The organism is Leptospira sanjuanensis, from assembly GCF_022267375.1.
Classification (GTDB): Bacteria; Spirochaetota; Leptospiria; order Leptospirales; family Leptospiraceae; genus Leptospira; species Leptospira sanjuanensis.
In genome coordinates this window covers 1,977,519-2,001,168 of record NZ_JAIZBH010000001.1, presented here as the reverse complement: position 1 = coordinate 2,001,168, position 23,650 = coordinate 1,977,519, and the positions used below count along the sequence as shown (strand labels likewise).

Below are 23,650 nucleotides of genomic sequence, written 5' to 3'. Positions count from 1 at the left end.
AGGAAATTCTTCTTTTTCAGAAGGAATCCGATCCTTAGACTGGCGTCATGTTTCGAACATTTCTCCAAATCGTTTTACTTCCGTTCCGTTTATTCTTCCAACTCGTTCGCTGGATTCGATTCCGATTTTTTCGGGGCGATCATTACTTTTTGGAAATTCCTTCCGAATTTGCAAACTACCGCAAATCGTTCCTGATGCGCCTTCTTTCCTCCAAGGATGAGGATGTTTTTTTCACGGATTTTCTGCTCGAACTCAAACTTCTTTCTCAGGTTCCTCAACTCAAAAAAGTTTCGGTGCTCATCCAACAACCGGAATACGGATTCGGAGAAACCTTGAGCATCGCCGAACGGCTTCAGATTCTAAAAGAATCCGGTGTTTCTTTGGAGGGTTTCGCTTTAACGGGCGGACTCAAATCCCTGTTTCTACTCGGAATTTGTAACGAACGATTCAGTTCGGAAGCTTCCGAATTTTTTCCGGTGCTTCCTTCCGCGGAATCTTTTTTCTTCGGGAACGCTGGAAAAAAGTGGGGAGTCAAAGTCGAAACGTTTCAAAGCGGACCGTATAAATCCTTCGGCGAATCGTTTCAAAGGGATAAATTTTCTCCGAAGGCAAGGGAGAATTTAAACGCGCTTCTCAAACAGATGACCGAGGATTTGGAATCCCTTTTCAAACGTTATACGGGTTTCGGTCTCAAAACTTTTGCGGAACCGTTTTTATCCGCAAAAACATTAAAGGAACGGAAATTTATCACCGGATTTTTGAACGAAGAGGATTTTCGGGAGAATTTCCTCTATCCTCATTATGAAAACGATTCCGAAGAAAAACAAAAGCCTTCCACCAAAGAACTCACCTTTCTTTCTCTATACCGTTTTTCTAAATTAAGAAACTTTAAACTTGTTTCGCGAAGAGATCCGATCGTCGCGGTTCTTCCCCTCAAAGGAAACATTCATCACGATACGATCGGAAAAGGAGAAGGGAAAACGGAAGGAATTTCCTATCACGCGGTAAAATCCGCTCTCAAGGAGCTGCGCGACGAACCATCCGTAAAGGCGATCGTTTTGGAAGTGGATTCTCCCGGAGGTTCCGCTTTCGTTTCCGAACTTCTGTATCAGGAAATTCATAAACTCCAGAAGAAAAAACCGGTGTATGCGTATGTGCAAAATGTTTCCGCAAGCGGAGGATATTATCTTTCCTGCGGAGCTTCCAAGATTTACGCGTCTCCGTACGGAATCGTGGGAAGTATCGGCAGCATTTCCCTTCGTTTGGACATGAAGAATTTTTATTCCAAACTCGGGATTACAAAAGACCGAGTCGGGTTCTACAAATACAGGGATTTGTTATCCGAATACGGACCGATTCATCCCGAGTCCAAAAAACTGATGGAACAGGAAATTCAGGATTCGGAAGGACTTTTTTACAAACGAGTTTCCGACGCAAGAAAGATCGAAGTTTCGATTTTGGACAAACGATTCGGACAGGGAAAGGTTTTCACTTCCAGCCAATTCTTGAAGGACAAAATGATCGATTCGATCACGGATTTCTTGGGACTTTTGGAAGACATCAAACAGGAACTCAAGGTCGAACGAGTGCAACTGCGATACTTACCCACTCTGTTTACGTTTCAGAGTTTCCTGCGGTCCTTGACACCCGGTTTTATCGCGAAGGGTTTTTCGGGAGAATGGACCTCGGTCGTTTCTCAAAGTTTAGAATATTCTAAAACTCTATTGTCCGATCCTCTTCAAAAGAAGTTTCACTTTGCGGAAGCGGACTCGCTTCTTTCTTCTCGGTTTTGGAATCAGGGTTGATCGGATACGATTTCGGTTTATGGGTCGTGTGATTTCGGTTTCTCCGAAATGATCCCATGCGGTTTCACGAATATTCTTATTATTGAATATTGTATCTCTGGAAACCGTCCAACGTTCCCATAAACTGTTTTTTTCTTTTACTTGGAAGCCGCTTTTTGAATCCGATTCAAAAGCGCCTCTTTCCCCTTTTCTTCCTTGGGCATTTGACACCAAGCTTCCGCGATCTTTCTGCGATCGCATTCCACAAAAAAAGAATAGAGCAATCGCATATACTCTTCATTCGACGAAACCGAAATCGCGAACACGGAGCCTATTTCCGTTTCAAAACCGATTTGAGCCGCTTCGTTCGGCGCATCCTTCAGAGAATCTTTTAATACTACCTTGCACGTGGGGGCATAATGTCTGTATTTGAGTCCGGGGCTTCTCGGTGCCTCGGTCGCTGCCGATTCCGAAAGCGATTCCAAACCGCGTAAGTCGGGAAGAATCGAAAGCAGATCGTTTCGATCCACAAAACCGGGACGCAATAAGATCGGAGGTTTTGCGGTAAAATCGATCACCGTGGATTCGATTCCGATTCTGGGTTCTTCTCCCCGGAGAATGCAATCGACCTTGCCGGAAAATTCTTCTAGAATATATTCCAATTTCGTTAAGGACGGTTTGCCCGAAACATTTGCAGAAGGCGCGGCTACGGGAACTCCGCATGCTTCTAAAAATTCGCGGGCGGTAGAGTTGGAAGGAATTCGAACGGCTACCGTATCCAATCCGGCCGTAAAAAGATTCTGATTCTTCTTTTTAAAAATACCCGTAATCGGTCCGGGAGAAAATTTTCGAAAGACGAGCGCCGCAGGTTCGTCCACTTCTCCGCAGACATTTAACGAAGCGATGTTCTCGACGTGAAGAATGAGAGGGTTATCCGAAGGTCTGTTTTTTACTTCGTAGATTTTTCGGCAGGCTTTTTCGTCGAAAGCGGAAGCTCCGATTCCATATACCGTTTCGGTCGGAAAGATAACCAACCCTCCTCTCAGCAGAATCCGAGCCGCTTCGAGAGGAGAGTCCGTGATCAGAGTATTAACCTTGTTTTCTCGCAAATTTCTCCGTATGTTTGCGGTCGACGTTCGCTTCCTCCGGAGAGGTCTGCGGAGTTTCCGTTGCGGGAGCATTCGGATCCTTTACGTGCTCTTTGATTTTTTCCACGGGTGGAAGTTTGTTCGTAACGAGTAATGCGAGATAATCGTTGATTCCAGGATCGTTGTCGCTGATCAACTGCCAGAAGGAAAATCCGCCAAGATCGTATTGTCTCAAAAGGTTCATCTTATCTTCGAACGCTTTACGGTTCATGTAAAAGGCGACGCGATCGCAACCTTCCGATTTATACCAGATGCTCGGATCTTCGTAAGTCTTTCCGGTATGAACCCAGGAAAATTTGGAAAGATTCGTCCAAGAACCGGAGTTCTTCGTGTTCGCAAGAATCTGATCGATGTTAGTCGGTTGCCTATGGATTCCGAGATCCTTTTTACGAACCGCGTCCTGATAATAAACCGACTTGATCTTGGCGTTGCAATTCAGAGCCCAATCGTATCCGTAAGTAGGAATCGCCATATACAACTGACGGCTTGGAACTCTCGCTTTCGCATATTCAATGATACTTTTGATCCATATGTTCGGAGCCTGAGGTCCCGGACCGGGGTTTCTGTATTTACGAGGATGCAATTCATATGCCATAATCTTAATACGATCCGCGTATTTTGCGAGAAAGGCGTAATCGTGAGTCATTGGCCCTCTCCAATTTTCCGCGTAATCCATCTTGATCTTTTCCTTTAAACCTTTGCAGGCTTTCAAGGATTCTTTTTTGGCCGGAGTTTTCGGATGAACCGCGACGGAAAGAATCTTTCCTCGTTTGTGGATCTCTTTGGAAAGAATGACGATGAATTCTTCGAATTTCTCTTTTTTCTCGCAGCTCATTCCCTCATAGTCGATGTCGATTCCGTCGTAGCCGTACGTGTCCACTTCGTGAAGAATGTTTGAGAGGTGTCGATCGCGGATATCGTTGCGTCCGTTCATTCCGATGTTTTCGGAAATTTTTTCGTATTTATTTTCCCAACGGAAAATCGTCGGAATGATTTTAACGTTCGGATTGAGTTTGCGGAGTTCCGCGACTCGTTCGTGCTTTTGAGTGCTTCCCCAGCTGGAATACAAATCTCCGTTGTTGGTATCACGGCCTTTCATCCCGTAGATAAACGGATGGATTTCGTTGTAAAGATGGACGGTTTTTTTCATGGCTTCGTAATCGGAAAACCAAGTGGAAGCGCGGAATGTTGTATTATCGTCCGCTTTCGGAAGAAGCGTAGCTTCCGGCATATCCCCGTCGTCCTTACCGAACGAGAAGAAGGATTTCGATTCCGTTGCGGAGGAATCGGAAGAAGGTTCGTCAGATGAGGAAGAATTGTTTACCGGTTGGTTGATAAAGAACAAATCCCGGATTCCGTCCACAATGCCGACGGAACTTGTACGAACGCTTTCACCCGCGACGGATGCGTCTCCTTTTTTCAGAAGATTGATTCCTAAGGAAAAAGAAAGGGCGGATAATAAAAACCAAGTAAAAGAATAGAACAGGATCTTCTTTTTCGGTTCTGAATCTTTCTGAAAAGGAACGGGTTTAATCAAACCTTCGGGGATGTTGTGTTTGTCTTCTTGTTTCTGTGCCATCGGTGTTACTATCTGATTATCGAATCGAAACCTAAGAAAATAAAGAAGTTTCCGAACTCGATGATTTTACGGACTCACTTCCAGAGATTTACAGGGGAAGAGACTGTCAAATGGTTCTTTTTACCGGTTGACGAATTCGCCGCCCAAGAGGAAAAAACCGCTTATGCCTCTTTCCAAATCCGTGAAATTATTTATCTCCTTAAACGCGTTCTTTCTCTGCTTTCTGATTTTGGCCGAGGTAACCGGTTCGAAACTTTTTGTCTCCTTCGGCTTTACGCTTACGATGGGAGTGATTCCTTTTCCGGTCACGTTTATCGTAACGGATTTATTAAACGAATACTATGGAAGGAAGGGAGTTCGGTTCACGACCCTCGTCGGAATGGTTATGATCTTTCTAGCCTACTTTCTTTTGATGCTGGATATGTCGATTCCCGCGGCTTCCAATTCTCCCGTGGACGATCACTCTTTCAACGTGGTCTTCGGAAATTCAGGAAAGGTCATCGTGGGTTCGATCGTCGCGTATTTGATAGGACAGTTGATCGATATCCAGATCTTTCACTTTATCCGGGTCAGGACACGGAACAAATATATTTGGCTGAGAGCAACGGGTTCCACGATCGTTTCTCAACTTGTGGATTCTTTTGTAGTGATCTACATCGCTTTGGGCGGAGGAAAACTCACTTTTCAAGAATTGAATCAAATCTCCACGAACAACTTCCTCTACAAATGCGGCGTTGCGGTCGCGATCACTCCTCTGATCTATGGAGCGCACCGTTTGATCGACTGGTATTTAGGGGAAGAAGCGGAGAAGATGATCCAATTTGCAACCAAGGAAGGACGCTCCGATACGGAACCGCTTTCTCCAGGCTGAAACGCACCCCATACTATTTTGAGACCGTTCCTTAAGGATCATGAAAGCCGCAACCCGCATTGAATTTTTGAAGGAAACGGGAAACAAATTCTTTACCTAAATGAGATTACAGTCTAAGTAGCGAAAGGATTTTGAATCAAAGGAAAGAGTTCCATTTGTTGAAGTAGACGCATCGATGCAGCCGACTGAAACACAACCTCCCCTTAAAACGCGCTCGGACGAACTTCGATTCGCCTTTAAGGCGTTGCTTCTTCAAGGATATAGAGGAATCAAAAATCTTCTTTTACCGGTTCCGCTCTGGAAAAAAGACGAAGATAGACGATGGTCCATCGCATCAATCCTCGCGATTTCGGAAACTCCTCTCTGGAATCCGAACGACACAGTCGAAAACAAAATATTGACCTCCGGAAAAATCGAGAATCTACGAATCGCGGCAAGAAAACTGAATGGCATCAAAGTTTCCGCCGGTCAAATATTCAGTTTTTGGAAACAAATCGGAAATCCGAATTTCGGTAAAGGTTATGTATTAGGAAGAGAAATTCGGGAAGGTTGTATCGTTCCAAGCGTCGCCGGCGGTATATGCCAGATTTCGAATGCACTGTACGACGTTGCGGTTCGATCCGGTTTCGAAATTTTGGAAAGACATCGACATTCTTCCGTAATTCCCGGATCGCTTGCCGAACAAAATCGGGACGCCACAGTAAAATGGAATTACATCGATCTTCGATTTCGTTCTCCCGTGGACTTCAGGATCGAAATCGAATTCAACTCGGAAAGTATGATTGTCCGCTTTCGGACCCTTTCTCCGATTCAAACGGAAACCGAGGAGCCTGCCGATTTGGTTTCGGAAACGTTAGAGAGCGTTTCCACCCGGAAGTTTCAATCTTTAAACGACTGTTATTCGTGCGGAAGAATTTCTTGCAGCCAACATAGTTGGAACAATCGCCCTACTGCCGACTTTACCGCTTGGATACTCGATGAAGTCTGGCCCGAATTTGACGAATATGTTCGGACCCAATGGAGACAGAAAGATTCGGCTATCGTCCCGATGAAAAACGGAACGCGATGGGGAACGAATCGGTTTAACTGGACGGTTCGAACCGAAAAAAACGCTCGGAGCTTATTTTTACCTGCGCTCTGGAGAAGTTTAAAACTCCGTTACGGGAGCGGAAAACAAACGAATCGATTTCGCCTCAATTTGGAATTGGATCGCCTTCTCGCGCAAGCCGCTGCGAAACACATTCCTTACGAAGCTTCGCACATTGTCGTATCTCAAACGCTGTTGCCGGTTCTCTGGGAGGCAGGAGTTTTTGCGGGAAGAACCTTTGACGTATTGATGACACGACTTCCTTTTTACCTTTTGCACGAACGTTTGAATCAGGCTCATTCGAAATATCCGCAAAGTGAAACGTTAAACGATTTTCGCGCGCCTGCCTCCTGGATCGAATCTGAATATAGGGCCCTTAATTCCGCGCAGAGAATCCTGTCTCCTCATTCCGAAATTCTGGAATCCTTTCCCCATCAGGCATACGCTTTGAACTGGATTTTTCCGAAAGCACAAGAGAACCCGCGTACGAAAAAAAAAGGAATTCTTTTCCCCGGATCCGCATTAGGCAGAAAAGGAGCCTACGAAATGAAACGATTGGCGGAAGAATTCAATCTTTCCTTGTATGTTTTAGGGAACGCGATCGAACGGGACGGATTTTGGGAAAACGTATCAACTCGTCCGTTTGAAAATTCTTGGAAAGAAATCGGACTTGTCGTTTATCCCGCGTATGTCGAACACCAACCGAGACAATTGCTGAAAGCGGCTTCTATGGGAATACCCGTAATCACAACGCCCGCGTCCGGTTTGGTGGGTTATGAAGAAAAAGGGATCATTCTCGTTCCGATCGGAGATTACGATCGTTTAAAGCAAGAAGTGCGGCTCCAATTGAAAGCGGATTCGATGGAAGAGTTGTCTCATTCGAAATAAAACCAAATTCGATTCTTCCAAGGATCCAAAACGGAAACATACCGGAGATCTTGAGTTTCGATCGAAAACCCTCGGGAAAGTAAAACAGGTTTAAGATGTTCCCATTCGTTCTTATTAGAAACGACCGTTAAGGTTCCGGGACTCACCGGACATTTTTTAGATTCTCTGCTGAAGATCAAAATCCCCTTTGGGTCCCAGGAAACTTCTGAGTGGGAAGGCGAATTTGAAAGAATCTTCCAGCCGAAGAGTTCGTTGTAAAGGTTTGCGGAAACGGAGCAATCCGTGGATTGAAAATTGGATGCGTAAAATCGAATCATGGTTTTTTCAAATGAGCCGCACCCTCAGGGAAGAATGCGGATTCTTCTTCGTTTAATTGGTTGTCTAAAGAGTAAAACCCAAAAAACTGGAAGAAGAATTTTTTGCGAGAATCACATGGCAACAGATCAGGAAGACTACGTTCGCATATTTGATACCACTCTGAGAGACGGGGAACAATGTCCCGGCGCGGCGATGACGGAAAACGAAAAGTTGGAAATCGCGGCTCAACTCGGAACGATGAAAGTCGATATCATCGAAGCCGGTTTTCCGGTTTCTTCTCCCGTTCAATTCCAAGCCGTCGAACGGATCGCACGAGAAACCGAAGGACCGATCATCGCAGCACTCGCAAGGGCGATGAAAGCCGACATCGAGGCTGCATCGAAAGCGCTCATGCCCGCAAAAAAAAGAAGAATTCATACCTTCATCGCGTCTTCACCGATCCACATGAAATACAAACTCGGCAAGGAGCCGAAAGAGGTTCTGAAGATGGCCGTGGAAGCCGTGACCCTTTGCCGCCAATTTGTGGACGATGTGGAATTCTCCCCCGAAGATGCGACCCGAAGCGAACCGGAATTTTTGCGCGAACTCTGCGAGGCGGTGATTGAAGCAGGCGCAACAACAATCAACATTCCCGACACGGTCGGTTACACGACGCCCGCGGAATACGGAAACCTTTTTAAATTTTTAATCACGAACGTGAGAGGTTCGCAAAAAGCGATCTTCTCCGCTCATTGTCACAACGACTTAGGACTTGCGACCGCGAACTCTTTGGCCGCCGTTCAAAACGGAGCGCGTCAGATCGAATGTACGATCAACGGAATCGGGGAAAGAGCCGGAAACACCGCGATGGAAGAAGTCGTTATGGCGATGAGAACCCGCAAGGACGCGCTTGGAATTCAAACGAGAATCAAAACAGAAGAGATCGCGCGCGCTTCGTATCTCGTGAAGACGATTACCGGAATGCTCGTCCAACCGAATAAGGCGATCGTCGGCGCCAACGCGTTCGCGCACGAATCCGGAATTCACCAAGACGGGGTTATCAAACATAGGGAAACCTACGAAATTATGAAACCGGAAACGGTCGGTCTTTCTTCCAACCGAATGGTTCTGGGAAGACACAGCGGACGCGCCGGTTTTAAGGATCGAATCGTCAAACTCGGTTTTTCTCCGCAAGCCGAAGAACTCGAAGCCGCGTATCAAAGATTTTTGGAAATCGCGGACCGAAAAAAAGAAATCTATGACGAGGATATCCGCGCCCTCTTTTCCGACGAAACGAGAAAGTCTACGGGAGATCGTTTTCAACTCGAAGGATTTACCGTTTCCACAGGAACCAAAAGCACTCCTACAGCGGGGGTAAGAATCCTGATCGACGGTCATGTGAGAGAAGAATCCGCAACCGGCGACGGCCCCGTGGATGCGATCTACAAAGCGATTCAGAAAACGACGGGGATGGACCCGGAAGTTTCGCGGCTCGTCATTTCTCCGGTAACGGAAGGACAAGACGCAATGGCGGAGGCTTCGGTTACGTTGGAATACAAAGGCGATCGCGTCGTGGGCAAAGGAAGTTCCACAGACATCATCGAGGCTTGTTCGAGAGCTTATATCTCGGCGCTGAATCGACTTTAGTTTTTTTGAATATTCGAAAAAGTTTTTTTTAACACCGTTGATCGGTTTTGAAAAACGGCGACTCCCTTTCGGTTTGTTTGTTGGAAAAAGTTTTCCGAGGAAGAACCCGAACATTTCGAAATTGTGGGAACTACCACAGGATTTCGAAACTCCATGCAATCTCCTACAAAGGATGAGTTGTCCAAGCGACGTAATCTGTGGGAACTGCTACTTTTTTCCAAAAGTTCACTGAGGATTCGGAATTAGTTTGTCCAGTCTGATTCTCCCTACCGAACAAGGTTCAGCAAATAGTTTGATCTCAAAGTAGAATTTGTCCCAAAATTCGAAAACGGTGCCAAATTACATCTTCCAGCCGTTGATTGTAGCGATCCCTAAATAATTCTCTTGCCCGATTCTCGGACGATTTTCAAGGTAGAATCGAGAGAATTCTCCAGAGAAAAGGTATGTTATGAAATATTCTGAAATTTTTGAACCGATCCGACTCGGTTCCATTACCCTTCCCAACCGAGTCATCATGGGTTCCATGCACTTAGGGCTCGAAGGAATGCCGATGACCGCCGAAAGAATGATCGCATTCTACGGAAGACGTTTCGACGGCGGCGCTTGTTTTATTACGACGGGAGGAATCTCCGTCAATCACGAAGGAAAAGGATCGAACATCTTCTTTAACTTTCAAAAGGAAGAAGACTGCAAAGAATTATCGATCGTCGCAAATGCGCTCAAACCCAAAGGAATCTTCTGCGCGCAGCTCTTTCACGCAGGACGTTATGCCTATCACAGAGAACTCGTAGCCCCTTCCGCACTGCGCGCTCCGATCAACCGGTTTATCCCGAAGGCTTTGTCGGAAGAAGAAGCTTGGAGAACGATCGAAGACTTCGGCGATTCCGCCCTCAAAGCCAGGGAAGTCGGTTTCGGCGCCGTTGAAATTATGGGAAGCGAGGGTTATCTCGTGAACCAATTCTTTTCCGGAGTCACCAATCAAAGAGAAGACTTTTTCGGAGGAACTCCCGAAAAACGAATGAACTTCGCGATCGAGGTCATGAAGAACGTTCGTAAAAAAGTCGGTAAAGACTTTCCGGTCGTCTATCGTATGTCCGGAATCGATTTGATTCCAGGCAATCCAACCTTTGAAGAAGTCGTTACCCTCGCCGAACGTTTGAAAGAGGAAGGAGCCGACGCGCTCAACATCGGAATCGGCTGGCACGAATCTAGAATTCCTACGATCTCCATGCTCGTTCCGCGCGGCGCTTGGGCGAAAATTTCCGGCAAAATCAAAGCGCGCGTCAAAGACATTCCGATCATCGCTTCCAATCGTGTGAACATGCCCGAAACCATGTCCCGCATTTTGAAAGAACACGAAGCGGATATTTTGAGCATGGCCCGGCCGTTTTTAGCCGACCCGGACATTCTGAACAAGATTAAAGCCGATCAGGAAGAAAGAATCAACACTTGTATCGCGTGCAACCAAGCTTGTTTGGATCATACGTTCAAAGAACAAATGGTTTCCTGTTTGGTAAACCCATCCGCCAACAGAGAATTGGAACTGAGCAAACTCAAAAACGCGGATAAGAAACACGTCGTCGTTGTCGGTTCCGGTCCGGGCGGACTCGAGTCCGCGAGAATCAGCGCGATCCGAGGTCATAAGGTCACCGTTCTCGAAGCCACCGATAAGATCGGTGGACAACTCAATCTTGCGGCGCAAATCCCCGGAAAATCCGAATTCTTGGAAACGATCCGTTATTTCAAAAACGAACTGAAAAACCTCGGCGTTGATATTCAATTCGGTCACCAGGCCACGTTAGACAGCATTCTTTCCTTAAAACCGGACGCGGTAATCTTTGCGACCGGAGTCAAACCGAGAGAATTCACGTTACCCGGAATCGAGAAAAAGAAAACCGCTTCCTATGCGGATTATCTTTCCGGCAAGTTTCAACCGGGTAAAAACGAAAAGATCGCCATCATAGGCGGAGGAGGAATCGGCTGCGACGTAGCGCACAAACTCACGGAGGAAGAAGCTCCTACGATCGATTCTTACTTTCACCGATACAACGTTCCTTCTTATACCAAAGCCCAGATCCAACCGGAAAAACCCGAACGCAAAGTCTCCATCTTCCGCAGATCCGGCAAGATCGGATCGGGACTCGGAGCGACCACCGCTTGGGCTTTGTTGCAGGAACTGGAATCCAAAGAAGTCGGATTTTATACTTCCTTAAACTACAAAGAAGTCACCGACAAAGGGCTCGTCGTCGAAACCAAAAAAGACGGTCCTTTAACGATCGAATGCGATTCCATCATTCTTTGCGCGGGACAACTCAGCGAGGTTTCCCTTTACGAAGAATTCAAAACGAAATCTCCCGGAATTCCTTCGTATTTGATCGGAGGAGCCAAAGACGCTTCCGGAATCGACGCGAAACGCGCGATGTTGGAAGGCTTTGAAGCCGCGATCGCAATCGGAGTGAACTAAAAACACTCCGATTTTTTAAATTTTTTTCACAAACAAGATTCTCTTTCGAACGATGCAGGAACCGTAACGAACGAAGGAGAATCTCTTGTTCGCAAAATTTCTTGGTTTCGTTTTATTTTTCCTCTTAACAGCTTGTCTCCCCGATCTGCAACCCGCGTCTCGCGAGGAGAATTTTCAAGACCTTTCCGATGATTGGGAAATTCAGACCGGTCAAAATCTTTGGAAACCGGTTCGCATCCCCTCCAACCTCAAAGAGTTTGTCGATGCGGATTTCCGGAAGTATACGGGCGCGGATTTTCAAGAGGACCGAGCGCCCCTACTTCTCCGCAAACGGGTTTTACTGGAGAATTCTTTCGATTCTTCCTTGAGCCTTTCCCTCGGAAAGATTTCAGACAGAGCTACGGTTCTCTGGAACGGAGAAGAACTCACCGAGGAATTGTTTTCCGAATATCGAACGTCGGTTCCGCAAGGATACGATCGAACTCGGATCTACGCGATTCCCGAAAAAAATAGATTCAAAAACAATGAAATCCTCGTTACGATCGAGCCTTACTTCGATTACGAATTCGGAATTCTTTCGGGACCGATCGGCATCGGAGCGCCTTCTTCGATATGGAAACGGTTCTTTTTAGGAGAATTCACGGGGCTGACCGTATTCGGTTCGTTTTCCCTGATCGGAAGTTTCTTTTTATTTCTTTCCCTCCGCGAAAAAAAAGGAGAAGAGAATCTTTACTTCGGTTTGTTTTTGATCTTCTTTGCACTCTTCCAAATCTCCCTTTCCGAACTTAAATATCTGACCGGATTCAAGATTTTGAATTTAAAAAAATTGGAATATTCCAGCCTTGCGTTTTTGTTCCCTCTTTTTTGCCGCTTTCTCAATTCTCTTTTGCGGAAGGCGAAAACGAAACTTCATTTTTGTCTCGAAGTCATGACGATTCCGATTCTGGTCGCGATCGGAGCCGCGGAGAACGTCCTTCGTTTGGATCAAATCAATCGGTATGCGCTTCAGATTTCCTGGATCGGTTTCGTATTCGTCGCTCTGCGAATTTTGATTCCGAATCTAAAACGAAGTTTCGAATCGAAGATCGTTCTTTTCGGGATTCTATTTTTGCTTTTCTGCGTTGGAATCGATATTTTCGCGCAAAGGGGTTTATTCAAGACGGTTCGTCTATCCGGAATCGGGGTCTGCGGATTTTTGGGCTTTCTGACTTTGGTTCTTGCGAACAAATTCGTGCGGATGAAGGAAAAGCTGAAATCCTGGAACCGAGTTTTGGAAACTGCGATTCGAAATCGCACCCAAGAACTTTCTTCGAGTTTGGAGGAGATTCGTTCGCTCAAAGAACAGCAGGATGGGGACTACTTTCTAATCACTCTCTTATTCCAACCCTTCCTTTCCAAAAACCTCAAAACATCGCAAGCGCAAATCGACATTCATCGAAAGCAATTCAAGAGCTTTCAATTTAAGAATCGAACCTACGAACTCGGCGGAGACGTGGTTCTCAGTGAAACGGTGTCGATATCGGGAATTTCCTATCAAGCTTTGATCAACGCCGACGCGATGGGTAAATCCCTGCAAGGAGCGAGCGGCGCCCTCGTCTTCTGTTCCATCGTAAAAAGTTTTCTGCAAACCCAAGACTATGAGTTTCGCAGTCCGGAGAATTGGCTCTTTCTCTTGTATCGAAATCTGCAAGCCGTATTCGAGTCCTTCGACGGAAGCATGCTCGTTTCGGGAATTCTTTCCTTGTATAGAATGGAAACGGGAGATTTATTTTTTCTCAACTGCGAACATCCGCCGATCATTCTTGTTCGCAACGGAAAAGCGAGTTATCTGCGCGAAGACGCGGTTTTACGAAAAATCGGATTCCCCGATCCGGATTCCAAAGTGACGGTGGAACATTTCCGTCTGCAATCGGGAGATGTCGTTTTGTACGGTTCGGATGGAAGAGAAGATTTATATTTTCCGAACTCGTTCGATTCCTCGCGAAAACAAAAAGTCTCCTCTCCCGATCTTTTCTTCGACTTGGTTCAAACTGAAATTCCGGATTTAGACGAATTGGAAGCAAAGATCGTTCAAAAGGCGGATCTTTCCGACGATCTCAGTTTCTTGAAGATTCAAACCGGCGCCGAAACTTTTCTCAGAAAAAACAACTTACAAAGCAGGTCTCTTTTACAGGAAGGATACCAATTTTATAAAAAGGGAGAATTTCACAAAGCCTGTCTTCACGTTGCGCGAGCTTCGATTCTCGATCCATCGGATTTGAAATTAGCCCGTTTGGTATTGGTCTTAGCAAAAAAATCGCAAAGTTTCAAACTCTTCCGTTTCTTTTCGGAAAAGGTTTTGCTTCGAACGACGGGAAAAGGTCTCGCAAAAGATTCCAAAATCCTGGCCTCTTCGTTTCGAGCGGAGTCCTCGGCTTCCCCTCAGATCGGATCAAAACTCGTAAAAAACGCGAGCTAAGCGGACATAAAAAGAATTTATTGTTGAAATTGTTCCAGAAAAAATGTATTAGTCATAAATTATTCATTCTTTAGCGAAGATTCGGGCACTTTGCGTCAAAGAATGAGACCGGAATGTCAGTCTCCTAAATCTTTCTTCCGGGTCACTTTCAATGCCAGCTCGGTTTGCTGGGATAGAATCCGAATCCATTTTGAATCGTTCGATAGGATTTGGATTCATCCCGGAATTTTAGCTTTTGGGATAAGGAAGATGAAGATCTATTCAGGTATTATCGGTTCCACAAAATTGGATCAACCACCGATGTTCGTCACCAAGAACGGACTGAAAAAAAGAATGCCGATCCAAGAACCTCAAAAAGTTTTAGAGACGTCCCTCGCGTACAGTTTGGAGAAAAACGTATTACTCATTTCTTATAATTTGCTTTTAGATCATACCGGAGATACCAAACTTGCCGAGAGCAGTTATCTTCAATTCTCCGCGCGGTTTCATGAAACGTTCACGCAGGAATCTTGGTTCTTTTTATCCAATCGGATCGAAACTTTCCTCCGGGAATACGAACAAGCAAAGCTCGATTTTCACTACGATTCCAAATTCTAAATTAAAATTCTGATTGAGTTAAACCGCGCTGAATTTACGCTGAAATGTACCTAGATTCCGGTATTTTTCCCGAACCGATTCCTGCCAGAATTTTGAATTTATCCTATTTGGAGTTATCCATGAAAACTAGAGTAATTACTTTCCATTACACCCTTCATGATACGGAAGGCAACCTGATCGATTCTTCCGAAGGCAAATCGCCTCTTTCGTATCTGGAAGGCGTCGGACATATCATTTCCGGTCTGGAAGAAGAGATGAAAAAGATGTCTACCGGAGAAAAGAAAAAGATCAACGTCTCCGCAGAGAAAGCATACGGTCTCAAAGACCCCGACCTTATTTTTGACGTTCCAAGAACCCAGTTTCCTCCCAACGAGGATCTCCAAGTGGGAATGATGTTTCAAACCGACGAACCCGACAAAGTATTTACGATCACCGAACTTCAGGAAGAATCCGTCATCGTAGACGGCAATCATCCCCTTGCGGGAATCAACTTGGTTTTCGACGTGGAACTTACCGGAATCCGCGAAGCGACCGAAGAAGAAATTTCACACGGACACGTTCATGGAGAAGGTGGTCACCACCATCACTGAGAGACGATTCCGATTCACCGATGTCCTGGAAGGAAGAATTAAATCCTGCTCAATTGGAAGCGGTCCTTACCCAGGATGGACCGGTGCTTGTGTTGGCAGGCGCCGGTACCGGTAAAACCAAAACCATCGTCAGCCGACTCGCCCGGCTGGTCTCTTCGGGAATCCCCGCCTCTTCCATTCTTCTATTGACCTTTACCCGCAAAGCTGCCCGTGAAATAATCCTTCGCGCTTCTTCGTTGGGAGACGCACGTTGTGCGGACGTTCAAGGCGGGACGTTTCATTCGTTTTGTAGCGGTGTTTTGAGAAGATTCGCGCCCGTTCTGGATATTTCCTCGGGGTTTACCATTCTGGACGAAGCGGATTCTTTGGATGTGTTTCAATTTTTAAGAAACGAGAAGGATTTCGGAAAAACGAAAACTCGCTTCCCCTCGAATGAAACGTTAGTCTCGATTCATAGCGAAATTCAAAATACAGGCCGGTCTCTGCAATCCATATTAGAAAAAGATTATCCGATTTTTACCCAAAGAATCGAGGACGTCGCGCAGATTTTCGAAGATTATAAAACATACAAAAAAGAACGTTCGCTCTTGGATTACGACGACCTGCTCTACTTCACGAGAGATCTTCTCGCCAATCATCCCGGTGTTCGCGCCGCTCTTTCCGAAAAATACAGATTCGTCATGGTCGATGAGTTTCAAGACACGAACAAAATCCAAGCGCATATCGCCTGTTTGCTTGCATCCGAACATTCCAATTTGATGGTAGTCGGAGACGACGCGCAGTGCATCTATACCTTTCGCGGCGCATCCGTTCGAGGCATTTTAGATTTTCCGAAAATATTTCCGAACACAAAAACGATCTTTCTGGAAAAGAATTACAGAAGCACCCCCGCAATTCTCAATCTTGCCAATTCCGTTTTGGAAAATTTCGCCGAAAAATACGATAAATATCTTTTCACGGAAAACGAAAACGGACCGAAACCCTCCGTTCTTCAATTTATGGACGAGCTGGAAGAAGCGGAAGGAATCGCCGACATTCTCCTGCAAAAAAAAGAGGAAGGGATTCCTTTTAAACGAATGTGTGTTCTTTTTCGAGCCAGTTGGAATTCAAGCCAACTCGAACTTGTATTAGCAAAACGAAATATTCCTTTCGTGAAATTCGGCGGAAGAAAATTCATCGAAACGGCTCATATCAAGGATCTTCTTTCCTTTTTGAAACTGTTGATCAATCCTCTGGACTCTGTCTCCTGGATTCGGGTTTTAAAACTGATTCCGGGCATAGGTAACGCAAGATCCAATGAGATCCTGGAAAAGATTCGAAAAACATCCGGTTCCTTCGAAGTTCTTTCGGAAGATAATAGTTCCGCGATCGCGAAATATCTTTCCCCTTTGTATCATCTTTATCAGAAGCACAAGGAAACGAATTCTGAAGTCAAGAAGGTCGCAGCCGATTTTATCGACTTCTATCGTGTTCTTTTGGAAAAGAACTACGATGATTCGAAACGAAGATCGGAGGATCTGGACGCCGTCCTCGGTTTTTCTCTTAAGTACGATTCGTTGAGTGATTTTTTGTCCGACTTAACGATGGATCACGCCTCTTTGAGTTTGGATAAAATCAAACCGGACAATGCGGAATCGGATCTGCTCAATCTTTCCACGGTTCATTCCGCGAAAGGACTCGAATTCGATCTTGTTTTCGTCTTGAATTCGACCGAAGGAGTTTTTCCTTCGAGTAAAAACAATGATACCGAAGAAGAACGGAGACTTTTTTATGTGGCGATTACCCGCGCACGAAAAGAACTCTATCTGACCAGACCTTCTTTGGCTCAATCCAGATCCGGTCCGTATTACACCAAACTTTCCCGCTTTCTGAACGAAATTCCATCTCCCGAAAAAGTGTATGATCTGAAACTGATGCAGGGAAAATCCGCAGCGAAGAATTCTCCCGCGATTCCTTCTTCTTCCGTTGTAAAAGAGAACGATTCTTTTTCCAGAATTCAGGATTACTTCGGAAGTTAAAGATGGTTTTCGCATTCGAAACGCGCGGACGAACCAACGAAGAATCTTCGGTCTTAGAACTTCTTCGTAAAAAGACTTTACATTTTTTGCAAGTTCCCGGCGGGAAGATCTTGGAGGGAAAACGAATCGCCGTAAAATTTTTTCCCTATGCGAATCTGGGAAGTTCGATCCGAATTTCTTCCGGAAAATTAGAGTTCAAAATTCATTCTTCCTATTTGAGCGCGGACTCGGAGGATCTGGAAGCGGTCGTCGATTTATTACTGTACAAACTACTCAAACAATCGATCCCGCAAGAATTGGACGAACGCATTCGGCGATTCTACGAAACACAATCCGAAACGAAACGGCAAAAGAATAAAAATCGAAAACGAATCGAACGATCGTCGATTGCGAACGAAGGGTTGCGGGAAATTATGGATCGCCTCAATGATACCTATTTGCGAATCGATTTGAACGATCTGGAAATCTTTTGGAGCAAATCCGTTTCAAAAACAAGACTCGGACATTTCGATCCGGCGCATAGGATGATCGTAATCAATCCGATTCTCTCCCGAGAAATCGTTCCAACTTTCGTATTGGAATACATCGTCTTTCACGAACTTCTCCATGTCGTTTTTCCGGTTACCCGCAAAAACGGAAAAAACGTGATTCACGGAAAGGACTTTAAAACGTTCGAAAGAAAATTTCCGGATTACAAGCGAGCGAACGCGTGGCTAAAATCCAAATTCCATCAAAACATGATTTTACGTACTTGAATTCTTTTCGTTTTCCTGTTTTCTTAGATTCTAAAAAAAGAGGTAAACGATGCATCCGAAAGTTTTTGAAACCCTTTACATCCGTAAGAATTATGTGGACGAAGAACTGCGGAATCACTTAAAAGAAATGCAAAGTTTAAATTACCGCTCTCTCGGTGAATACGATCGCGGGGTGTATGACGGATATGTGCAAGCGATCACGGAAATTTTAAAAAAGATCGAACGGAAATTTTCTCAAGCGGGATAAGAATCCGTCAGAAAAATAGGACAGATTCTTGCAGCTAAACCTTTTTTATGAAATGAAATTCTGTTTTGGGGCAGGCCGTAAGTGGATCGAATTTTAGTCTTAGGCGCCGGAGCCATTGCCGGTTTATATGCGGGAAAACTCGCACAAACGGGTTGTAAGATCGATTTCTGGGTGAGGAACAATGCTTCCCTTTTCCAAGAAAAGGGTTTTACGGTTCAAAGTATTCCTTGGGGGAATTTCACATTTAAACCGAATCGTGTTTTAGAAAAAATTTCACCCGGCGATCTTGAACAATACGATCTGATCATCAATTGTTTGAAGTGTTTACCGGAGATTCGACTGGAAACGATCTTAGGAAAAACGATTCCGGAACATCTTCCGATTCTGCTTTTGCAAAACGGGATCGGCATCGAAGAGCCGGTCGAAGTTCTTTATCCGAACAATGAAATTCTCAGCGGATTAGCCTTTGTCTGTGCGAATCGTTTGGAAGAGGGAAACGTTCTTCATCTCGATTACGGGGAATTGGTGATCGGTTCCTGGAATCGAAATTCTTCTTTTACGACGAAAACGATCGTCGAACGTTTTTCCAAGGTAGGTGTTCCGGCTAACGCGACGGAAACGATCCGCCAGGCTCGTTGGAAAAAATTGATGTGGAACGCTCCTTTCAATCCGATTAGCGTTCTTTCCGGCGGCAAAAACACATCCGAAATTCTTGCACAGTCTTTCGGCCGAAAACTCGTCGTCGAAATCATGAAAGAAGTGCAGAAACTTTCCGAAGTAGACGGAGCAACCGTTCCGATAGAACAGATCTCGAAATTCATTCAAATGACGGAAGCGATGAAACCTTATAAAACGAGCATGCTTCTGGATTTCGAAGCGGGAAGACCGATGGAACTGGAGGCGATCCTTGGCAACGCGATCCGCATCGGTGAAAAATACGGATTAGAAATTCCTCATATTCATACGCTCTATTCGCTTTTGAAACTCAAGAGCGTTTAGGGTTTACAGCGCATTCAACAACTTCTTGATTCCCTTTTCCAAGCCGTCCAGGGAAAGAAAATACATCGGTATCTGTTTTCCGATTTCATGAATGGTGGGAGCGTCCCAATATTTCATCGGTTCCGGATTGAGCCAGATGGAATCGCGGAAATGTCTTCGAATTCTTTTTAAGGAATCCAAACCCGATTCCGGATTTTCGGGAAGCCGAAAGTCCGTTCGAAAACGGCTGTGATAGTATCCGTACGTGGAATCCAACAATTCATACGGAGCCATATACGCGTCTCCGATAAGAATCAGCTTCGTATCGTCGCTGTGTTTTTTGAAAATTCTCTGAAGGGAAATCGGGGTTCTCATGTTCGCTTTCGGATACACCGCGTCGTAAATGATATTGTGAAAGTAATAGTAGTGAAATTCTTTGAAGTGATTGATCTGATGACTCGCTGAAAAGAGTTTATTGACCCGTTCCGCGTGAGAAGTCATACTCCCTCCCGTATCCATCAGAAGTAGAACCTTAAGTCCGTTTTTGCGAGAACGCTCGAATTCGATCTGAATATCCCCCGCGTTTCTACAGGTGGAATCGATCGTTTTCGGAAGATGGAATTCGGAAACCCCTTCCTTTCGTAAATTGCGAAGTTTTTTAAGCGCGGTTTTGATCTGACGCACGTCCAACTGTTCGTCGGTTCTATATTCTTTATAACGTCTTTCTAATGCTTGAAACACCGCGGAACGGTTCCCCGCTTCTCCTCCGACGCGAACGCCTTCCGGATTTTTTCCTCCGTGACCGAACGGAGACGATCCTCCTGTTCCGACCCATTTGCTTCCTCCGTGATGCTCCCCTTTTTGTTCTTCGAGTCTTTTTTTGAGTTCGTCCAAAAGCCGATCGGGAGGAATCAAGGAAGGAGGAAGTTTATTCGGATTATCGAAAATTCGATTGAGCCATTCCAAAAGCTCCTCTTTGAATTCGGGCTTGAGAGCGCCTTTTTCCCCGAAGATTTCCGAGAACACGAGATCGAACGCGTCGAAGTATTTGATATCCTTTACCATACAGGCTCTGGAAAAACGGTATAACTCGTTCAGGTCGATCCATGCTTTTTGATGCGTAGTGTAATGATCCACGACTTTCAAAAAGTCCAGAAATTCTCCCGTAGTTACCGGAACTCCTTCGCTTTTTAGTCTGTAAAAGAAAGGGATAAACATCTCAGTTCCTGAATAACCTCAGATCCTCCTCGTTTTTGATCAATGCGCCTAGGAAAGGAATTCTCACTTCTTCCTTGAGGACCGCTCCTTGATGCACCAAAATCTGAATCCAATCAAGCAGTTCGCTGGTTCCCGGTTTTTTCTTGAGATCGTCCATTCTCCGTATCAGATAAAACATTTCCAAAGCCTTGATGAGAAGCGTATGACCCACACCCGGATAATGCGAAAGAATGATCTTTTTCATAAACTCCGGATCGGGAAATTCTATATAATGAAAAATGCATCTTCTTAAAAAAGCGGCCGGCAATTCCTTTTCGTTGTTGGACGTGATGATGGTAAGAGGTCTGTGTTTTGCTTGGATTCGTTTTGAAATTTCGGGAATAAAAAATTCCATACGATCGAGTTCCAAAAGAAGATCGTTCGGAAATTCGATGTCCGCTTTGTCGATCTCGTCGATGAGTACGATCGATTTTTGATCGAGCGCAAAGGCTTCTCCGAGAGCGCCGAGCCGAATGTAGTTCTCGATATTTTTTACTTTTGCGGAATCTTCCGAAAATCGGGAATCGTTCAGGCGCGAAACCGCATCGTAAAAATACAATCCTTCCTTCGCTTGTGTAATGGATTTGATATGCCAGGTGTATAACGGAAGCTTTCTCTGATCCGCCAGGTATTCCGCTAAGAGAGATTTTCCGGTTCCGGGTTCGCCTTTTAAAAGCAAAGGACGGGAAGTGACTTCGGCGAGAAGAATCGCCTCTTCCAAGGCCGGAGATAAAAGATACGTTTCTGTCGATGGTTTCATGAGAAGTCTCTGATTGATTCTAACGCGGAGGTCGTCCGCGGCAAGAGAAAAACCTATACTCTATCTGACTTCAAAAACCACGCTATCGATGATTTTTCCGTTTCGATCTTGGATCGAAAGAATGTGAAACCCGCGTTCCGGTTTCCAAAAAACGTCCTTGTTCTGCGCTTCCGAAATCTTTCTACCGTCCAAGATCCAAACCGATCCGCTTGGAAAAGCCGATGCCGAGAAATGAAGCTTTTGTCTTTCATCGGGTATATCGGGATCGATCGCGTAGATCGTTTGGTTTCCCGGAACGAGAATTTTAGAGATCGAAGAGGACTCCGTTATCGGACGAACGGGAGAATTCTCCATCGCCTCATAGGCCGGGCGGATTCCTTGCGAATCCCTTTCCTGCAAAAGATTCATCACCGCGTTCCAGATCGGAGCCGCCCCGGTAACGCCGCTCACGTCCCACATCGGACTTCCGTCCATGTTTCCGACCCAAACTCCCACCGTGTATTTTTTGGAATAACCCACACACCAGTTATCTCTCATATCCTGAGAGGTTCCGGTTTTGACCGCAGCGAAAAATCGCGTACTGAGATGGTTGTTTAAACCGAAGGACAAGGAACGGTATTCTCGATTGGAAAGAATTTCGGATAACGTATCCGCCGCGTTTTGCGAATACACTCTCGTCCAAACATTTCCTTCCTGTCCGTTTTCCTGTAACGCTTGTTTGGCGTGCGAAGGAAAAAATGTTGGTTCGGAACGTAACCCCCCGTTGGCGAGGGTTCGATACGCATTCGTCAATTCGAATAGGGTTACGTCGGCGCTTCCCAGCGCGAGAGAAGAACCGTAAAAGTCTGCGCGTTTGAGTCCGCTAAATCCGAGATCCTGCAATCGTTGAACGAAACCTCCAACGCTTACAAGATCCAAAACGTGAATCGCGGGAATATTCAACGAAGATGCCAAGGCATACTTTGCAGGAACGTTTCCGTGATATACATCGCTGTAATTGGAAGGTCTGTAAATTCCAGTAACCGCGTTCCATTCCGTCGGACTGTCTTCCAAGATCGAATTCGGTTTCAATACTTCCTTTTCGAATGCGAGCGCGTATAAAAAAGGCTTTAGCGTCGAACCCGCTTGCCGTTTCGATGCGAGCGCGTCCACATAAAAGGAAGAACTTTCGGGTAAGTTGCCTACATAGGCCAACACTGCGCCGGATGAATTGTCTAAAACCAGAATTCCCGTTTCGGCTACATTCTGTTTTTTTAATCCGTCCAGAACGTTTTTTGCAAGTTCCGTAATCTTCCATTGGAGATCAAAATCCAACGTCGTTTTGACCTTTCCGTTCTCGGAAGATACATTCGATTCTTCTCGAAAGATTCGTTGCGCGGCGTGATACGCGATCCCACCCGTGGAAGGAAGTCCGGTGATTTTTCCGGTTGCCGTCTTAGCAACGCTTTCCAAGGAAAGACAGAGTTCTTCTTTACCGATTTTTTTGGCGAGAACACAACTTCGTTTTGTCAAGAGTGAAGAATTCACGCCCGGAAACGGAAGCATCGCAACTAAGAGGATCGATTCCGTGTCGCTTAATGCGGAAGGCTCTTTCTGGAAAAGCCCTCGGCTTGCCGCTCGCAATCCTCTGAGTTCTCCCCGAAATTGAGAAAGGTTCAAATAAGCCGTAAGAATCTCCGTCTTGGTCCAGGTTGTCTCGATTGCCCGAGCGAGATTCATCTGTTCCCATTTGTCATAGAGACTTCGACGACCCGGTTTGGTGCCGAGAAAAATTCCCGAAAGCTGCATCGTAAGAGTGCTTGCGCCTCGTTTTGAATTTCCGAGAATTCGATCCTTGAGCGCACCCAAGACAGCGAGCGAATCAACGCCCGTATGTTCAAAGAAACGTTTGTCTTCCTGTAAGAATAACGCCATCAAAAGCGTTTCGGGAATTTCCCCTTCTTCCGTCCAGGCGAGCTTTCGTTCTTGCACGTTCCATCGAATCGTTTGCAAAAATCGTCCGTGAATGTCCACGATCGTTCCATCCGAAGTGTGATACTGATTTCGAACCTCGCGATACGAAGGTACCTCCTTCGCGGACAACCCATTCCAAAAGAAGAATATAGCGATGAATAAAACGAAGATTGTTCGTCTCCCGAAGATCTTCCGAAAAACGACAGGAGAATTTTTCTGCAAGTAATTACGGTGTTTTGTCGTAATTCCGACAAACTTCCGTAAAAGAACGA

Annotated in this window: 18 protein-coding genes; 12 read left to right on the top strand and 6 right to left on the bottom strand. The window is 45.5% G+C overall.

Translation table 11 applies throughout. The features are described from left to right. The first annotated feature begins 47 nt into the window (after positions 1-47). On the top strand, positions 48-1,805 hold the full coding sequence (sppA, locus tag LFX17_RS08970; protein WP_238746200.1) for a signal peptide peptidase SppA: 1,758 nt from the start codon (positions 48-50) through the stop codon (positions 1,803-1,805). A gap of 137 nt (positions 1,806-1,942) precedes the next feature. On the opposite strand, the gene LFX17_RS08965 is transcribed toward sppA, so the two are convergent. Together LFX17_RS08965 and LFX17_RS08960 are read right to left on the bottom strand one after the other, a co-directional pair. Then, positions 1,943-2,893 (bottom strand): L-threonylcarbamoyladenylate synthase, encoded by a 951-nt coding sequence (locus LFX17_RS08965; protein ID WP_238746197.1) that lies wholly within the window; start codon positions 2,891-2,893, stop codon positions 1,943-1,945. Then, positions 2,874-4,511, bottom strand: a complete 1,638-nt coding sequence (locus LFX17_RS08960; RefSeq protein ID WP_238746194.1) for a glycosyl hydrolase family 18 protein — start codon at positions 4,509-4,511, stop codon at positions 2,874-2,876. Before LFX17_RS08960 ends, LFX17_RS08965 begins: the two co-directional genes overlap by 20 nt. Positions 4,512-4,674: 163 nt before the next feature. Here LFX17_RS08960 and LFX17_RS08955 point away from each other — a divergent pair, with 163 nt between their 5' ends. Continuing rightward, positions 4,675-5,382: a queuosine precursor transporter gene (locus LFX17_RS08955; RefSeq protein ID WP_238746192.1), complete on the top strand. Its 708-nt coding sequence runs from the start codon at positions 4,675-4,677 to the stop codon at positions 5,380-5,382. 175 nt (positions 5,383-5,557) lie between these two features. Next, positions 5,558-7,357 carry a VanW family protein gene (locus tag LFX17_RS08950; protein WP_238746189.1) on the top strand — a complete coding sequence of 600 codons (1,800 nt, stop codon included), beginning with the start codon at positions 5,558-5,560 and terminating at the stop codon, positions 7,355-7,357. Here LFX17_RS08950 and LFX17_RS08945 read toward each other — a convergent pair. Continuing rightward, a complete protein-coding gene (locus LFX17_RS08945; protein ID WP_238729944.1) occupies positions 7,345-7,674 on the bottom strand; it encodes a hypothetical protein in 330 nt (109 codons plus the stop codon). The two genes, LFX17_RS08950 and LFX17_RS08945, sit on opposite strands and share 13 nt — an antisense overlap. Positions 7,675-7,714: 40 nt before the next feature. Here LFX17_RS08945 and LFX17_RS08940 point away from each other — a divergent pair, with 40 nt between their 5' ends. The 9 genes from LFX17_RS08940 (at position 7,715) to LFX17_RS08900 (ending at position 19,429) form a co-directional block, all read left to right on the top strand. Then, positions 7,715-9,301 (top strand): 2-isopropylmalate synthase, encoded by a 1,587-nt coding sequence (locus LFX17_RS08940; RefSeq protein ID WP_455032235.1) that lies wholly within the window; start codon positions 7,715-7,717, stop codon positions 9,299-9,301. A 448-nt stretch (positions 9,302-9,749) separates the two neighbouring features. Further along, positions 9,750-11,765 (top strand): oxidoreductase, encoded by a 2,016-nt coding sequence (locus LFX17_RS08935; RefSeq protein WP_238746187.1) that lies wholly within the window; start codon positions 9,750-9,752, stop codon positions 11,763-11,765. Between the two features lie 85 nt (positions 11,766-11,850). Further along, a complete protein-coding gene (locus LFX17_RS08930) occupies positions 11,851-14,223 on the top strand; it encodes a SpoIIE family protein phosphatase (RefSeq protein ID WP_406600670.1) in 2,373 nt (790 codons plus the stop codon). A 249-nt stretch (positions 14,224-14,472) separates the two neighbouring features. Continuing rightward, the gene (locus LFX17_RS08925) at positions 14,473-14,820 is read left to right on the top strand and encodes an LIC14007 family protein (protein ID WP_238746185.1); all 348 of its coding nucleotides are present in this window, start codon (positions 14,473-14,475) and stop codon (positions 14,818-14,820) included. Positions 14,821-14,939: 119 nt separating this feature from the next. Further along, the gene (locus LFX17_RS08920; RefSeq protein ID WP_238729941.1) at positions 14,940-15,410 is read left to right on the top strand and encodes an FKBP-type peptidyl-prolyl cis-trans isomerase; all 471 of its coding nucleotides are present in this window, start codon (positions 14,940-14,942) and stop codon (positions 15,408-15,410) included. 20 nt (positions 15,411-15,430) lie between these two features. Further along, a complete protein-coding gene (locus LFX17_RS08915; RefSeq protein WP_238746183.1) occupies positions 15,431-17,428 on the top strand; it encodes an ATP-dependent helicase in 1,998 nt (665 codons plus the stop codon). Between the two features lie 2 nt (positions 17,429-17,430). Then, entirely contained in the window at positions 17,431-18,183 is a 753-nt protein-coding gene (locus LFX17_RS08910; protein ID WP_238746181.1) for a M48 metallopeptidase family protein, read from the top strand. Positions 18,184-18,232: 49 nt separating this feature from the next. Next, positions 18,233-18,430: a hypothetical protein gene (locus LFX17_RS08905; protein ID WP_020772826.1), complete on the top strand. Its 198-nt coding sequence runs from the start codon at positions 18,233-18,235 to the stop codon at positions 18,428-18,430. A gap of 81 nt (positions 18,431-18,511) precedes the next feature. Further along, entirely contained in the window at positions 18,512-19,429 is a 918-nt protein-coding gene (locus tag LFX17_RS08900) for a ketopantoate reductase family protein (protein ID WP_238746178.1), read from the top strand. A 3-nt stretch (positions 19,430-19,432) separates the two neighbouring features. Here the strand turns inward: LFX17_RS08900 and LFX17_RS08895 are convergent, their stop codons facing one another. Genes LFX17_RS08895 through pbpC form a run of 3 tightly spaced genes read right to left on the bottom strand, consistent with a single transcriptional unit; the run spans position 19,433 to position 23,549 of the window. After that, entirely contained in the window at positions 19,433-20,626 is a 1,194-nt protein-coding gene (locus LFX17_RS08895) for a VWA containing CoxE family protein (RefSeq protein WP_238729937.1), read from the bottom strand. A 1-nt stretch (position 20,627) separates the two neighbouring features. Continuing rightward, entirely contained in the window at positions 20,628-21,425 is a 798-nt protein-coding gene (locus tag LFX17_RS08890) for an AAA family ATPase (protein ID WP_118965768.1), read from the bottom strand. 60 nt (positions 21,426-21,485) lie between these two features. Continuing rightward, positions 21,486-23,549, bottom strand: a complete 2,064-nt coding sequence (gene pbpC / locus LFX17_RS08885; RefSeq protein ID WP_238731561.1) for a penicillin-binding protein 1C — start codon at positions 23,547-23,549, stop codon at positions 21,486-21,488. Between the last annotated feature and the right edge of the window lie 101 nt (positions 23,550-23,650).

What these genes read in the sequence shown, in the direction of transcription:
- LFX17_RS08915 (WP_238746183.1), top strand. Translation starts at nt 15,431, where the DNA reads ATGTCCTGGAAGGAAGAATTAAATCCTGCTCAATTGGAAGCGGTCCTT.
- sppA (WP_238746200.1), top strand. Translation starts at nt 48, where the DNA reads ATGTTTCGAACATTTCTCCAAATCGTTTTACTTCCGTTCCGTTTATTC.
- LFX17_RS08925 (WP_238746185.1), top strand. Translation starts at nt 14,473, where the DNA reads ATGAAGATCTATTCAGGTATTATCGGTTCCACAAAATTGGATCAACCA.
- LFX17_RS08920 (WP_238729941.1), top strand. Translation starts at nt 14,940, where the DNA reads ATGAAAACTAGAGTAATTACTTTCCATTACACCCTTCATGATACGGAA.
- LFX17_RS08895 (WP_238729937.1), bottom strand. Translation starts at nt 20,626, where the DNA reads ATGTTTATCCCTTTCTTTTACAGACTAAAAAGCGAAGGAGTTCCGGTA.
- LFX17_RS08945 (WP_238729944.1), bottom strand. Translation starts at nt 7,674, where the DNA reads ATGATTCGATTTTACGCATCCAATTTTCAATCCACGGATTGCTCCGTT.
- LFX17_RS08910 (WP_238746181.1), top strand. Translation starts at nt 17,431, where the DNA reads ATGGTTTTCGCATTCGAAACGCGCGGACGAACCAACGAAGAATCTTCG.
- LFX17_RS08890 (WP_118965768.1), bottom strand. Translation starts at nt 21,425, where the DNA reads ATGAAACCATCGACAGAAACGTATCTTTTATCTCCGGCCTTGGAAGAG.
- LFX17_RS08960 (WP_238746194.1), bottom strand. Translation starts at nt 4,511, where the DNA reads ATGGCACAGAAACAAGAAGACAAACACAACATCCCCGAAGGTTTGATT.
- LFX17_RS08935 (WP_238746187.1), top strand. Translation starts at nt 9,750, where the DNA reads ATGAAATATTCTGAAATTTTTGAACCGATCCGACTCGGTTCCATTACC.
- LFX17_RS08955 (WP_238746192.1), top strand. Translation starts at nt 4,675, where the DNA reads ATGCCTCTTTCCAAATCCGTGAAATTATTTATCTCCTTAAACGCGTTC.
- LFX17_RS08905 (WP_020772826.1), top strand. Translation starts at nt 18,233, where the DNA reads ATGCATCCGAAAGTTTTTGAAACCCTTTACATCCGTAAGAATTATGTG.
- LFX17_RS08950 (WP_238746189.1), top strand. Translation starts at nt 5,558, where the DNA reads ATGCAGCCGACTGAAACACAACCTCCCCTTAAAACGCGCTCGGACGAA.